Here is a 13,617-nt window from a genome sequence, read left to right as displayed (position 1 = left end):
TAGGGTTAGGTACGGTAAGCCGGCAGGCCGGATCCGCAGGAAGCGGCCTGAACGCCCGGCATCGATCAGTGCACAGATTCGAACAAGGGACACAGGACGTGGCAGCACCGCAGAATTACTTGGCCGTCATCAAAGTCGTCGGCATCGGCGGCGGTGGGGTGAATGCCGTCAACCGCATGATCGAGGTTGGTCTCCGCGGGGTGGAGTTCATTGCCATCAACACCGATGCGCAGGCTCTGCTCATGAGTGATGCCGACGTCAAGCTCGACGTCGGGCGCGAACTGACCCGGGGTCTGGGTGCCGGTGCGGACCCGGAGGTGGGCCGGAAGGCCGCCGAGGACCACTCCGAGGAGATCGAGGAGGTCCTGCGGGGCGCCGACATGGTCTTCGTGACCGCCGGCGAGGGCGGCGGCACCGGCACCGGCGGCGCGCCGGTAGTGGCCCGGATTGCGCGCTCGCTGGGCGCGTTGACCATTGGCGTCGTGACCCGTCCGTTCACCTTCGAAGGCCGCCGCCGCTCCAACCAGGCCGAGAGCGGCATCGAGACCCTGCGCGACGAAGTCGACACGCTGATCGTCATCCCGAACGACCGGCTGCTCTCGATCAGCGACCGCAACGTGTCCATGCTGGACGCCTTCCGCTCCGCCGACCAGGTGCTGCTCTCCGGTGTCCAGGGCATCACCGACCTGATCACCACCCCCGGCCTGATCAACCTGGACTTCGCCGACGTCAAGTCCGTCATGCAGGGGGCGGGTTCGGCCCTGATGGGCATCGGCTCGGCCCGCGGCGAGGACCGCGCGGTCAAGGCCGCCGAACTGGCCATTGCCTCCCCGCTGCTGGAAGCCTCCATCGACGGCGCCCACGGCGTGCTGCTGTCCATCCAGGGCGGTTCGGACCTGGGGCTGTTCGAAATCAACGAAGCGGCCCGGCTGGTCCAGGAAGTGGCGCACCCGGAGGCCAATATCATCTTCGGCGCCGTCATCGACGATGCTCTGGGCGACGAGGCCCGGGTCACCGTGATCGCGGCCGGGTTCGACCAGGTGGACGTGACCAGCGCACCGCAGGCGGCCAGGCAGGCTGCCGCCCCGGCAGTGCCGGCCAACGCGCCGCAGTCGCTGCCGGTGGCCCAGCCGGCCACCGCCCAGTTCGCCGCCGCCTCGGTGCAGAACAACGGCTGGGGACACCTGCCGCAGGGCCAGGGCGCTTCCGTGATCCCGGCCGACGGCTTCGAGGTGGACCTGCCGGCAGTGGTCGAACCCGACCTGGCCGCAGGCCGGACCGACGACCTCGACGTGCCCGACTTCCTCAAGTAGGACGGACAGGTGGGCGGATTGCCGGACGGTTTCTGGTGGCGCGGGGAAGTGGGGGACGGCCTGTGGGCAGCCTTCACGGACTCCGCCACAGGCAATCTCGCCCTGCACGTCGGTGACGATCCTGCCGCCGTGCAGGCGCGCCGGACGGGGCTGGAGGAGCGGATGGGCGTGATGCCCGGGTCCCTGCGCTTCATGAACCAGGTCCACTCCGCCCGGGTCGGCACGGTGGCGGCCGGGGATGGGCCGGCCGCCGGAACCGGTCCGGAGCTGGACGGGCTGCTCTGCCCCGATGCCGGCATTCCGCTGGCCGTCATGGTGGCCGACTGCCTGCCGGTGCTCTTCGCCGCCGAGGCCCCGGACGGCGGCTGGATGACCGCCGCAGTCCACGCCGGGCGCCGCGGGCTGCTCGGGGGCATCCTGGCCGCCACCGCCGCCGGCCTGGTCCGTGCCGGCGGCACCGGCCTGCAGGCCTGGATCGGCCCGTCCATCTGCGGACGCTGCTACGAGGTGCCGGCTGACCTGCAGGCCGAGGCCTGCGCCCAGTTGCCGGCGCTGCGCTCGGAAACGTCCTGGGGCACTCCGGCGCTGGACCTGGCCGCCGGGGCCGCCGCCGCGCTCGAGGAACTGGCGGTCCGGGTTCACCGGGTGCCCGGGTGCACCCGGGAAACCCCGGAGCTCTTCTCCTACCGCAGGGATCCCGGCTGCGGCCGGTTCGCCGGCCTGATCTGGGCTGCGGCGTGACCGCGCGCAAGGCCGAACTCGCGGCCAACCTTCAGCAGGTGCGCGCCCGGATCGACCGTGCGGCAGCCGGACGCACCGTACCCGAGCTGATTGTGGTCACCAAGTATTTCCCGGCATCCGACGTGGCCGCGCTGGCGGAGCTGGGTGTCCGGGACGTGGGCGAAAACCGGGACCAGGAAGCCTCCGCCAAGGCCGCCGAACTGTCCGCGCAGGCCGGCAGCCCCGCGGCGGACCTGCGCTGGCACTTCATTGGGCAGCTGCAGACCAACAAGGCCAAGTCGGTGGTCCGCTACGCCCACGCCGTGCATTCGGTGGACCGCGCCCCGCTGGTCGCGGCGCTGTCCAAGGCCATGCTGGCCGAGCAGGAACGCCGCCGCGACGCCGGCCTGCCCGCGCGGGCGGACCTGGTCTGCCTGGTCCAGGTGGACCTGGAGAACCGCCCGTCCCACGACCGCCCCCGCTCCGCCCCGGGCCGGGGCGGAGCATCCCCGGACGAGGTTCCCGGGCTGGCCGGCCTGATCGACGCGGCCGACGGCCTGGTGCTGGGCGGGCTGATGGCGGTCGCGCCGCTCGGCGCGGACCCGGCCGAGGCCTTTGGCAGACTGGCAGGCTACGCCGGCGAACTGCGCCGCAGCCATCCCGGCGCCACCATGATGTCGGCCGGAATGAGCCAGGACCTTGAGGCGGCCGTCGCTGCCGGTGCGACACACCTGCGTGTCGGATCAGATGTCCTCGGCGACAGACCCGCGGTGGGGTAGCGTTTTTCCAGACGGGCGGGCAGGACTGCGGGCTTGACGATCCGTGCGTCGGAACAGCCGCGGGTACGAGACGTGAGGAGCCAACCATGGCCGGTGCACTGCGCAAGACAATGATTTATCTTGGGCTTGCCGACGGCGACGAGCACTACGAATCCGAGCAGATCCGCCTTCCCGAGCGGACCGAGGCGCCGGAGCCCGAGCGCAAGGAACAGGACGGCCGGGAGGAGCCCCCGGCACGCGAGGAACGCCGCCCCGAGCGCGCCGAAACGGCGCCGGCAGTGCTGAAGCCGGTGCCGGAGGAGTACCGGGCCCCCGTGACCCCGATCAAGCGTGCCCCATCAACCCGCGAGGAGTCGTCCGTGCTGCGGCAGATCACCACCGTCCACCCGCGTTCCTACAATGACGCCAAGATCATCGGCGAGAGCTTCCGCGACGGCATCCCCGTCATCATGAACGTGACGGACATGGGCGAAGCGGACGCGAAGCGGCTCGTGGACTTCTCGGCAGGCCTGGTCTTCGGCCTGCACGGAAGCATCGAGCGGGTGACCAACAAGGTGTTCCTGCTGTCGCCCTCGACCATCGAGGTGCTGGGCGAGGACCGCAAGGCCACGGACCAGCAGTCCACGGTCTTCAACCAGAGCTAAGAAGTCCGGCAGCGGCCCGCTCTCCCGGGACGGCAGGTGCCGCCCCGCTGGCGGAAGGCCCCGGGCATGGGGCAATATTTAGCCTGAACAGTTCCTCTTCTACCGTTGGGAATCGCGGATCACCGGTGTCCATTATTTTTGCTCTGCTCTACCTCGTGCTGATGCTCTTCCAGACCGCGCTCATCGTCCGCATCGTCTTCGAAGTGGTGCAGAGCTTCGCCCGGCAGTGGCGCCCGCGCGGGCTGGCCCTGGTGGCCGCCTCGGCCATCTACGGCGCCACCGACCCGGCCCTGCGCGCCCTGCGCCGGATCATCCCGCCGCTGCGCATCGGCGGCTTCGCCCTCGACCTGGCCTTCCTGGTGCTGTTCATCGTGATTTCCATCGCCAAGGCCGTCGTTGCCGGCCTGGGCGCCAACGCGGCCGCAGCCCTGGCCTGACGCGGCGTTACACGCTGCAGCGGCTCTCCCGGCGGGGCTCCCCGGCCCCGCGTGTGTCGTTCGGTCGCGGGGTCGGCAAGGGGATATTCTGAGGTGAAGGCTCCTGTGCCTGTAAAGTGTCACAGAGAGTATTCGCAACCGTTGTCATGTGTCCGGTCAAGCAACCAGACCCGGAGCCATGATCCACACAGAACCAGTATGAGGTGACCAGATGGCTCTGACGCCAGAAGACGTTGTCAACAAGCGGTTCCAGCCCACGAAGTTCCGGGAGGGTTACGACCAGGACGAGGTCGACGACTTCCTGGACGAGATCGTCGTTGAGCTGCGCCGCTTGAACCAGGAGAACGAAGAGCTCCGCAAGAAGCTCGCCGAGGCCACCTCCCGGCAGGGCAGCGAGGCTGCCGCTGTCCCCGCCCCCGTTGCCGCCGCCCCGGCCGCACAGGAGGCACCGGCTGCCCAGAAGCCGGCGGCTCCGGCCGTCAAGGAACAGCCCAAGACGCAGGCCGCCCCGGCCGTTCCCGCCGCTGCCCAGTCCAGCACCCAGCACACGGCCGTCGCCGAATCCGCCGCCGGCGTGCTGGCCATGGCCCAGAAGCTGCACGACGAGTACGTCAATGCCGGTATCGAGCAGCGCGACAAGATCATCGCCGAGGCCCAGCTGGAGGCCAGCACCCTGGTCAACGACGCCCAGGAAAAGAGCCGCAAGACGCTCGGCGCACTGGAGCAGCAGAAGGCCGTGCTGGAGCGCAAGCTCGAGCAGCTGCGCGGATTCGAGCGGGACTACCGGTCCCGCCTCAAGGCCTACATCGAAGGCCAGCTGAGGGACCTGGAAGCGCGCGGTTCGTTCTCCGAAGCGAAGGACCCCGCCAACTCCTAGTTCCTCAGGGAGTCGCTGCCTCCGGTCCGGCCAGCGGGCCGTGCCGGAGGCTGTTGGCCGGTGCCGGGACCAGTGCCCGGTCACCGGCCAATCGTTTAGCCTGCGGCGCCTGCCGGCGCCGCGGGCCTACCGCACGGAAGTACTATGCCTGAATCACCGTCTGCCGAAGAACTCCCTACCGGCGGGACCGCCGGACCCTCCACCGGCTCCCCGCGGCCGCGCCGCAAGTTCGTGCTGATCCTGGCCGGCTGCGCTGCCTTCGCGTACGTGCTGGACCAGCTGACCAAGTTCTGGGTGGTCAGCACCATGACCGAAGGCCAGATCACCCCGGTGCTGCCGCCGCTGCTGAGCTGGCACTTCATCCGCAATCCGGGGGCCGCGTTCTCCATTGGCCAGGACTTCACCTGGGTCTTCAGCATCGTGATGGTGCTGGTGGCCGGGGCCATCCTGTTCTACGCGCGGCGGATCCGCTCCGTCTGGTGGTCGATCGCCCTGGGCTTCCTGCTGGGCGGCGCGCTGGGCAACCTGACGGACAGGCTCTTCCGCGAGCCGTCCTTCGGCATGGGCCACGTGGTGGACTTCATCGCCTTCCCGAACTTTGCGATCTTCAACATCGCCGATTCGGCCATCGTCGGCGCGGTGATCCTCTGGTGCATCCTGACCCTGATGGGCATTGGCATGGACGGCCGGCGGGTCCCCTCCCGCGGCACCGGGCCGGAGGAGGAGCCCGGAGCAGAGCGCGGGGACGGCGATGGCCGCCGCTGACGGTCCGCTGCGCAGCATCGAACTGGCGCCGGGGACTGCAGGCCAGCGCGCCGACGCCGGGCTGGCGGCGCTGCTGGGCATCTCCCGCTCCGCGGCGGCGGTGCTGCTGGGCGAGGGCAATGTGCGGCTGGACGGCCGCAGGATCGCCAAATCCGAGCGGCTGCCTGCGGCCGGCCTGCTCGAGGTGGCCGTTCCGGAACGCCCGGACCCGCTGAAGATCGTGGTGGAAGAGGTAGAAGACTTGAAAATCCTCGGCGACGACGAGGACTTCGTGGTGATCGACAAGCCCGTCGGCGTGGCGGCGCATCCCTCGCCCGGCTGGGTGGGACCCACCGTGGTGGGTGCGCTGGCCGCCCGCGGCTACCGGATTTCCACCTCCGGGGCGGCCGAGCGCGCCGGCATTGTGCACCGGCTCGACGTCGGCACCTCCGGGGTGATGGTCGTGGCCAAGACCGAGCACGGTTACACGCTGCTCAAGCGCGCCTTCAAGGAGCGCACCGTGGAGAAGGTCTACCATGCGCTGGTCCAGGGCCTGCCGGACCCGCTGGAGGGCACCATCGAGGCCCCGATCGGCCGGCACCCCGGCTACGACTGGCGGTTCGCCGTCGTCGAGGACGGCCGGCACTCGGTGACGCACTACGAGGTCCTGGAGGCCTTCGGCCGGGCCTCGCTGGTGGAGGTGCATCTGGAAACCGGCAGGACGCACCAGATCCGCGTGCATTTCGCCGCCCTGCACCACCCCTGCGCCGGGGACCTGACCTATGGCGCCGACCCGAAGCTGGCGGCCGACCTGGGGCTGACCCGGCAGTGGCTGCACGCCCGCCGGCTCGGCTTCGCCCACCCGCGTACCGGCGAATGGGTCGAATTCACCAGCGATTACCCCGCCGACCTGGCCTACGCGCTGCAGGCGCTGGCCGAGAATAGAATCTAGAAGCAGGACACGGAAGAGGTACGACGTGAGCAGCACCAAAACCGGCACGGATTCCTTCGTCCACCTGCACAACCACACCGAGTACTCGATGCTCGACGGCGCCGCCCGGCTCAACGACCTGTTCAGCCACGCCGGGGAGCTGGGCATGAACGCGCTGGCCACCACCGACCACGGCTTCGTGTTCGGCGCCTTCGACTTCTGGAACAAGGCCCGCAACGCCGGCATCAAGCCGATTGTCGGCGTGGAGGCCTACCTGACCCCGGGCACGGCCCGGCAGGACAAGACCCGCGTGCGCTGGGGCGACGGCGGCCGCGACGACGTCTCCGGCGCCGGCGCCTACACCCACATGACCATGTGGGCCCAGACCACCGAGGGCATGCACAACCTCTTCCGGATGTCCTCGCTGGCCTCGCTGGAGGGCTACCTGTACAAGCCGCGCATGGACCGGGAGCTGCTGCAGACCTACGGCAAGGGCCTGATCGCCACCACCGGCTGCCCCTCGGGGGAGGTACAGACCAAGCTGCGGCTGGGCCTGTACCGGGAGGCCAGGCAGGCCGCCTCGGACTTCCGTGACATCTTCGGCGCGGAGAACTTCTTCTGCGAGCTGATGGACCACGGCCTGGACATCGAGCGCGGTGTGCAGGCGGACCTGATCAAGCTGGCGCGCGAGCTGGACCTGCCGCTGGTGGCGACCAACGACCTGCACTACACCCATGCCGAGGACGCCGCCGCGCACGCGGCCCTGCTGTGCGTGCAGTCCGGCTCCACGCTGGCCGACCCGAAGCGGTTCAAGTTCGACGCCGACGAGTTCTACCTGAAGTCGCCGGCGGAAATGCGCGCGCTGTTCCGCGACTATCCCGAAGCCTGCGACAACACCCTGCTGATCGCCGAACGCTGCGACGTCGAATTCAACACCCAGGCCAACTACATGCCCCGCTTCCCCTGCCCGCCGGGGGAGAACGAGGAGTCCTGGTTCGTCAAGGAAGTCGAAAAGGGCCTGCACTACCGCTACCCCCAGGGCATCCCGGACGAGGTGCGCAAGCAGGCGAACTACGAGATCGGCGTCATCACCCAGATGGGCTTCCCCGGCTACTTCCTGGTGGTGGCCGACTTCATCAACTGGGCCAAGAACAACGGCATCCGCGTCGGACCGGGCCGCGGCTCCGGTGCCGGCTCGATGGCCGCCTATGCCATGCGCATCACCGACCTGGACCCGCTCCAGCACGGCCTGATCTTCGAACGGTTCCTGAACCCGGACCGCGTCTCCATGCCCGACTTCGACGTCGACTTCGACGACCGCCGCCGGCCGGAAGTGATCAAGTACGTCACCGACAAGTATGGCGACGAGCGCGTGGCCATGATCGTCACCTACGGCACCATCAAGGGCAAGCAGGCCCTCAAGGACGCCTCGCGCGTGATGGGCTATCCGTTCTCGGTGGGCGAGCGCCTGACCAAGGCGATGCCCCCGGACGTGATGGGCAAGGGCATCTCCCTGACCGATGTGCACAATCCGGAGGCCAAGCGCTACAGCGAGGCCGAGGAGCTGCGCGAGCTGCTCAAGTCCGATGCCGACTCGGCCAAGGTCTTCGAAACCGCGCTGGGCCTGGAAGGCCTGAAGCGGCAGTGGGGCGTGCACGCGGCCGGCGTGATCATGTCCTCGGACCCGCTGATCGACATCATCCCAATCATGCGCCGCGAACAGGACGGCCAGGTCATCACCCAGTTCGATTACCCCACCTGCGAAGGCCTGGGGCTGATCAAGATGGACTTCCTGGGCCTGCGCAACCTGACGATCATCTCGGACGCGATCGAGAACATCAAGCTCAACCGCCACGAGGACCTGGTTCTGGAGGACCTGGCCCTGGACGACAAGGCCTCCTACGAGCTGCTGGCCCGCGGCGACACCCTGGGGGTCTTCCAGCTCGACGGCGGGCCGATGCGCTCGCTGCTCAAGCTCATGCGCCCGGACAACTTCGAAGACATCTCCGCCGTGCTCGCGCTGTACCGGCCGGGGCCCATGGGCGCGAACGCGCACACCAACTACGCGCTGCGCAAGAACGGCCTGCAGGAGATCACCCCGATCCACCCCGAGCTCGAGGAGCCGCTGAAGGAAATCCTCGGCGGCACGTACGGCCTGATCGTGTACCAGGAACAGGTCATGGCGATCGCGCAGAAGCTGGCCGGCTACTCGCTGGGCCAGGCCGACATTCTGCGCCGGGCGATGGGCAAGAAGAAGAAGTCGGAGCTGGACAAGCAGTTCGCCGGCTTCTCCCAGGGCATGAAGGACCGCGGCTACTCCGAGGCGGCCATCCAGACGCTCTGGGACATCCTGCTGCCGTTCTCCGACTACGCCTTCAACAAGGCGCACTCGGCGGCCTACGGCGTCGTCTCCTACTGGACCGCGTACCTGAAGGCGCACTACCCGGCCGAATACATGGCCGCCCTGCTCACCTCCGTGGGCGATGACAAGGACAAGCTGGCCATGTACCTGAACGAGTGCCGGCACATGGGAATCACGGTGCTGCCGCCGGACGTGAACGAGTCCAGCGTCAACTTCACCCCGGTGGGCACGGACATCCGCTTCGGCATGGGGGCCATCCGCAATGTCGGGGCGAACGTGGTCCACGCCATGGTGGCCGCGCGCGAGGAGAAGGGCGCCTTCACCTCCTTCAGCGACTACCTGCAGAAGGTGCCGGCCGTGGTCTGCAACAAGCGCACCATCGAATCGCTGATCAAGGCCGGGGCCTTCGACTCGCTCGGCCACCCGCGCCGGGCCCTGGCCATGGTCCACGAAGAGGCGGTGGACTCGGTGATCGTGCTCAAGCGCAACGAGGCGGCCAACCAGTTCGACCTGTTCAGCACCCTGATGGGCGACGGCGACGGCGGCGGGGCGGCGGACGCCGGCCTGGCCGTGGACATTCCGGACCTGCCCGAATGGGAGAAGAAGGACAAGCTCGCCTTCGAACGCGAAATGCTCGGCCTCTACGTCTCGGACCACCCGTTGCAGGGCCTCGAAGGGGTGCTCAGCCAGCACGCGGACCAGTCCATCACCTCGGTGATCGGCGAAGACGGGCCCGCCGACGGCGCCATGGTCACCATTGCCGGCATGATCACCTCGCTGCAGCGGCGCATTGCCAAGAACAGCGGCAACGCCTACGCCCGGGCCGAGATCGAGGACCTCGGCGGCTCGATGGAGGTCATGTTCTTCGGCCAGGTCTACGGGCCGATCTCCTCGATCCTGGCCGAGGACCTGATCGTGGTGGTCCGCGGCCGGATCCAGCGGCGCGACGACGGGGCGGTGACGCTGAACGCCCAGGAGCTGACCGTCCCGGACCTCAGCGACGGGCACTCCGGGCCGGTGGTCATTTCGCTGGCCAACCACAAGGCCACCGAGGACGTGGTCACGGCGCTGGGCGATGTGCTCCGGACGCACCCGGGCAATACCGACGTGCAGGTGCGGCTGAACCATGCCCGGAAGATCGAGGTGATGCGCCTAGGGCTCAACTTCCGCGTGAACCCCACGCCGTCGCTGTTCGGCGACCTGAAGGTCCTGCTCGGACCCACCTGCCTCGACGTGTGAGCTGACGCGTGGGAAGCCGGCACCGGCGGCCCGGGGCCGCCGGTGCCCCGTCAGATTTCGTATTCGATCGGCTGCGGGCGGACGTAGCTGCCGCTGTGGTAGAGCAGCGGGGCCGTTTCGTCGCCCAGCGAGCCCTCGACCACGTCGACCACCACCACGGCGTTGTTCTCGAACGAGAGCCGCAGCCCGATCCTGCCCACCAGATAGGCCGGCACGTCCTTGAGCAGCGGCACGCCGTGCGGGCCGGTCTCCCAGTGGTCCCCGCCGAACCTGTCCTTGGTCCGGGCGAAGCGCTCGGCCAGCTCCCGGTTCTCCAGGCCCAGCATGTGCACGCCCAGGTAGGTGGAATTCGCCACCGCCGGCCAGGAAGAACTGGTCCGGGACATGTTGAAGGTGAACCGCGGCGGCTCCGCGGACAGCGACGCCACGGAGGTGGCGGTGAAACCGAACGGCAGCCCGCCGTAGTTGACCGTCAGGATCGCCACCCCGGACGCATGGCGCCGGAAGACTTCACGGAAAGTCCGGGCAAAGAGCTGGTCGTTGGCGGCATCGGCCGGGCTGATGGCATTCTCAGGTCTGGCGTTCACAGGTTCTCCCGGTGGTTCGACGGCGGGCGGCTGCCCAGGTCCCGTATACCAGCCTATTCCGGCAACGGACCTGCCGGACCTATTGTGTTACCGGCCGTGGCAAACCCGGCAGCACCTGCGTCAGTAGAATGAAGGGGTGAATGCTGAGACTGCTGCCGGGATCCCCGTCGATTTCCCCACCCTGGACCTGCGCGGCCGCCATCCGGGCCCTGCCGAGCTCAAGGCCGCCATGCCGCGTGCCGAGACAACGTTCGACGTGGCCACCGGAGCGGTCGAGGCGATCATCAAGGACGTGCGGGTACGCGGTTTCGAGGCGCTGGGCGAGCTGGCCGCGCGGTTCGACGGCGTGGCCCAGGAGCATCCGCTCGTTCCGGCCGGCGCCCTGGACGAGGCGCTGGAGTCGCTGGATCCGGCGGTCCGGGCCGGGCTGGAGGAGTCCATAGCCCGCGCCCGCGCCTTCGCCGCGGCGCAGAAGCCGGCCGATGCCGCCGTCGAAATCGCCGCCGGCGCCGTGGTCCGGCACAAGTGGGTGCCGGTGGCCCGGGTGGGGCTGTATGTTCCCGGCGGGCTGGCGGTCTACCCGTCCTCGGTGGTGATGAACGTGGTGCCGGCCCAGGCCGCGGGCGTGGGGTCGCTGGCGCTGGCCTCCCCGCCGCAGAAGGAATTCGGCGGCCTGCCGCATCCGACCATCCTGGCCGCGGCGAGGCTGCTGGGCATCGACGAGGTCTACGCCATCGGCGGTGCCCAGGCGGTGGCAGCCTTCGCCTACGGCATTCCGGCCGGCGAGGCGGGCCCGGCGCTGGAACCGGTGGACGTGGTCACCGGGCCCGGCAATGTCTACGTGGCCACGGCCAAGCGGCTGGTCAAGTCGGTGGTGGGCATCGACGCCGAGGCCGGAACCACCGAAATCGCCATCTTGGCCGACGACTCGGCGGTGCCCGCCTACGTGGCCGCGGACCTGGTCAGCCAGGCCGAGCACGATCCGCACGCGGCCTCGGTCCTGATCACCCCGTCGGTGGCGCTGGCCGACGCCGTCCGGGCCGAACTGGTCCGGCAGGTGGCGGCCACCAAGCACACGGACCGCGTGCGGCAGGCGCTCTCCGGGCCGCAGTCCGGCGTGATCCTGGTCGACGACCTCGAGCAGGGCCTGCAGGTCTGCGACGCGTACGCCGCCGAGCACCTGGAAATCCAGACCGCCAATGCCGCGGAACTGGCCGGCCGGGTCCGCAACGCCGGGGCCGTGTTCGTGGGTGACTACAGCCCGGTCAGCCTGGGCGACTACTGCGCCGGCTCCAACCACGTGCTGCCCACCAGCGGGACGGCCACCTTCGCCTCCGGGCTGAACGTGACGACCTTCCTGCGCGCCATCCAGGTCGTGGACTACAGCCGCGAGGCGCTGGCCGAAGTCAGCGGGCACATCGTGGCCCTGTCCCGGGCCGAGGACCTGCCGGCGCACGGGGACGCGGTGTCCGTGCGCTTCAGCCAGGGCTGAAGCACGGAACCACATCCTTGTAACTCCATTCGATGTATTCCTATGATGGGGCCGTAACCGGCGCCCACGAAGGAGGTGCGGCATGTATTGTCCGTTCTGCCGCAACCCGGATTCGCGGGTGGTGGACAGCCGGGTTGCCGACGACGGCTCGGCCATCCGGCGCCGCCGCCAGTGTTCGGAGTGCGGGCGGCGGTTCACCACCGTGGAGACCACGAGCCTGACCGTGATCAAGCGCTCCGGCGCGGGCGAACCGTTCAGCCGCAGCAAGATCATCAGCGGGGTGCGCAAGGCCTGCCAGGGCCGTCCGGTCTCGGACGACGACCTGGCGCTGCTGGCCCAGGAAGTCGAGGAAACGGTGCGGGCCAGCGGGGCGGCCGAGATCAACGCGCACGAAGTCGGGCTGGCGATCCTGGGTCCGCTGAAGAAGCTGGACCTGGTCGCCTACCTGCGCTTCGCCAGCGTCTACCAGGGATTCGAGTCGCTGGAGGACTTCGAGGCGGCCATTGAGCAGCTGCGCAGCGAGGCAGCGGCGGCCGCCGGCCGCAGCCCCGCCGGCACCCAGCGCCCGCTGACCGCCAAATAGCCGGCCCGAGTCCCCGTCCCTGGCCGGCGGGGCCGCTCAGGCCGTGCCGAGGCTGAGCGAGGACTGCAGGGCGGCGCCGACAATGCCCGCGTTGTTCTTCAGCTTCGCCGGCACAATCGGCGTCTTGAGCCTGAGCTTGGGCAGGAAATCCTCGCTGCGCTTGGAGATGCCGCCGCCGACGATGAACAGTTCGGGGGAGAAGAGGAACTCGAGGTGGGAGAAGTAGCGCTGCAGGCGCTGCACGTACCCGTCCCAGTCCAGGCCGTCCCGTTCCCGGGCCGAGGCTGCCGCCCTCGTTTCGGCGTCGAAGCCGTCCAGCTCCAGGTGGCCCAGTTCGGCGTTGGGCACCAGCACGCCGTTGAAAATGAAGGCCGAGCCGATCCCGGTGCCCAGGGTGATGACCAGCACCGTCCCGGCCACGCCCTTGCCCGCTCCGAAGCGGACCTCGGCCAGTCCGGCCGCGTCGGCGTCGTTGATCATCTGGACCGGCCGGCCCAGCTTGCCGGTCAGCAGGGTGTCCACGTCCGTGCCGATCCAGGACTTGTCCACGTTGGCCGCCGACAGCGCCACCCCGTGCCGGATGATCGCCGGAAAGGTGACCCCCACCGGGCTGTCCGGCGCCGGGGCCTCCGGGCGCGAGTCCAGTTCGGCGGCAATCGCCGCGACCACCTCGGCCACGGCGTCCGGCGTCGCCGGTTTCGGCGTATCGATCCGGTAGCGCTCGCCCACCAGCTTGCCCTTGCGCAGGTCCACGATGCCGCCCTTGATGCCGGTGCCGCCGACATCGATGCCCAGGCCGTGGCGCTCCTTGCGGACGACCTTCTCCGCCTTCTCTTTCTTGCCCATGTCCCCTCCGTCGGTCCCGGGCCGGGGGTCCGGCCGGCGCGTTCCTGCCGTGCAGACTACCCG

13 protein-coding genes are annotated in these 13,617 nt (G+C 69.3%); 11 read left to right on the top strand and 2 right to left on the bottom strand.

Annotated elements, in window-relative coordinates:
* Window positions 1–98: 98 nt before the first annotated feature.
* The 9 genes from ftsZ to dnaE all read left to right on the top strand — a co-directional run bounded on the left by ftsZ (window position 99) and on the right by dnaE (window position 10,046).
* Window positions 99–1,313, top strand: coding sequence for a cell division protein FtsZ (gene ftsZ, locus HGG74_RS10365; protein WP_168486279.1), 1,215 nt, complete (start codon window positions 99–101; stop codon window positions 1,311–1,313).
* A 9-nt stretch (window positions 1,314–1,322) separates the two neighbouring features.
* Window positions 1,323–2,054: a purine nucleoside phosphorylase YfiH/LACC1 family protein gene (locus HGG74_RS10360; RefSeq protein ID WP_312856812.1), complete on the top strand. Its 732-nt coding sequence runs from the start codon at window positions 1,323–1,325 to the stop codon at window positions 2,052–2,054.
* Window positions 2,051–2,812: a YggS family pyridoxal phosphate enzyme gene (locus HGG74_RS10355; RefSeq protein WP_312856811.1), complete on the top strand. Its 762-nt coding sequence runs from the start codon at window positions 2,051–2,053 to the stop codon at window positions 2,810–2,812. Before HGG74_RS10360 ends, HGG74_RS10355 begins: the two co-directional genes overlap by 4 nt.
* An 86-nt stretch (window positions 2,813–2,898) precedes the next feature.
* Window positions 2,899–3,456 (top strand): cell division protein SepF, encoded by a 558-nt coding sequence (locus tag HGG74_RS10350; RefSeq protein ID WP_168486278.1) that lies wholly within the window; start codon window positions 2,899–2,901, stop codon window positions 3,454–3,456.
* 125 nt (window positions 3,457–3,581) lie between these two features.
* Window positions 3,582–3,893: a YggT family protein gene (locus tag HGG74_RS10345; RefSeq protein ID WP_168486277.1), complete on the top strand. Its 312-nt coding sequence runs from the start codon at window positions 3,582–3,584 to the stop codon at window positions 3,891–3,893.
* Window positions 3,894–4,104: 211 nt separating this feature from the next.
* The gene (locus HGG74_RS10340; RefSeq protein ID WP_168486276.1) at window positions 4,105–4,770 is read left to right on the top strand and encodes a DivIVA domain-containing protein; all 666 of its coding nucleotides are present in this window, start codon (window positions 4,105–4,107) and stop codon (window positions 4,768–4,770) included.
* Window positions 4,771–4,914: 144 nt separating this feature from the next.
* Window positions 4,915–5,535: a signal peptidase II gene (gene lspA, locus HGG74_RS10335; RefSeq protein ID WP_168486275.1), complete on the top strand. Its 621-nt coding sequence runs from the start codon at window positions 4,915–4,917 to the stop codon at window positions 5,533–5,535.
* Window positions 5,522–6,466, top strand: coding sequence for an RluA family pseudouridine synthase (locus tag HGG74_RS10330; RefSeq protein ID WP_168486274.1), 945 nt, complete (start codon window positions 5,522–5,524; stop codon window positions 6,464–6,466). Before lspA ends, HGG74_RS10330 begins: the two co-directional genes overlap by 14 nt.
* 25 nt (window positions 6,467–6,491) lie before the next feature.
* Complete coding sequence (gene dnaE, locus HGG74_RS10325) at window positions 6,492–10,046, top strand: DNA polymerase III subunit alpha (RefSeq protein WP_168486273.1); 3,555 nt, start codon at window positions 6,492–6,494, stop codon at window positions 10,044–10,046.
* Window positions 10,047–10,096: 50 nt separating this feature from the next.
* Here dnaE and HGG74_RS10320 read toward each other — a convergent pair whose 3' ends face one another.
* A complete protein-coding gene (locus tag HGG74_RS10320; RefSeq protein ID WP_376766131.1) occupies window positions 10,097–10,633 on the bottom strand; it encodes a flavin reductase family protein in 537 nt (178 codons plus the stop codon).
* Between the two features lie 136 nt (window positions 10,634–10,769).
* Between HGG74_RS10320 and hisD the strand changes: the two genes are divergently transcribed.
* Together hisD and nrdR are read left to right on the top strand one after the other, a co-directional pair.
* A complete protein-coding gene (gene hisD / locus HGG74_RS10315; protein ID WP_168486272.1) occupies window positions 10,770–12,125 on the top strand; it encodes a histidinol dehydrogenase in 1,356 nt (451 codons plus the stop codon).
* Between the two features lie 82 nt (window positions 12,126–12,207).
* Window positions 12,208–12,708, top strand: coding sequence for a transcriptional regulator NrdR (nrdR, locus tag HGG74_RS10310; RefSeq protein ID WP_168486271.1), 501 nt, complete (start codon window positions 12,208–12,210; stop codon window positions 12,706–12,708).
* Window positions 12,709–12,744: 36 nt separating this feature from the next.
* On the opposite strand, the gene ppgK is transcribed toward nrdR, so the two are convergent.
* Entirely contained in the window at window positions 12,745–13,554 is an 810-nt protein-coding gene (gene ppgK / locus HGG74_RS10305) for a polyphosphate--glucose phosphotransferase (protein ID WP_168486270.1), read from the bottom strand.
* Window positions 13,555–13,617 lie beyond the last annotated feature (63 nt).

It is taken from the genome of Arthrobacter mobilis (assembly GCF_012395835.1).
In the GTDB taxonomy this organism is placed as follows: Bacteria; Actinomycetota; Actinomycetes; order Actinomycetales; family Micrococcaceae; genus Crystallibacter; species Crystallibacter mobilis.
The sequence above is the reverse complement of the archived record's forward strand: the minus strand, read 5'-3'. Positions and strand labels throughout refer to the sequence as shown.

Coding starts and splice junctions, on each gene's coding strand:
- nrdR (WP_168486271.1), top strand. CDS start 12,208: ATGTATTGTCCGTTCTGCCGCAACCCGGATTCGCGGGTGGTGGACAGC.
- lspA (WP_168486275.1), top strand. CDS start 4,915: ATGCCTGAATCACCGTCTGCCGAAGAACTCCCTACCGGCGGGACCGCC.
- ppgK (WP_168486270.1), bottom strand. CDS start 13,554: ATGGGCAAGAAAGAGAAGGCGGAGAAGGTCGTCCGCAAGGAGCGCCAC.
- HGG74_RS10330 (WP_168486274.1), top strand. CDS start 5,522: ATGGCCGCCGCTGACGGTCCGCTGCGCAGCATCGAACTGGCGCCGGGG.
- HGG74_RS10340 (WP_168486276.1), top strand. CDS start 4,105: ATGGCTCTGACGCCAGAAGACGTTGTCAACAAGCGGTTCCAGCCCACG.
- HGG74_RS10350 (WP_168486278.1), top strand. CDS start 2,899: ATGGCCGGTGCACTGCGCAAGACAATGATTTATCTTGGGCTTGCCGAC.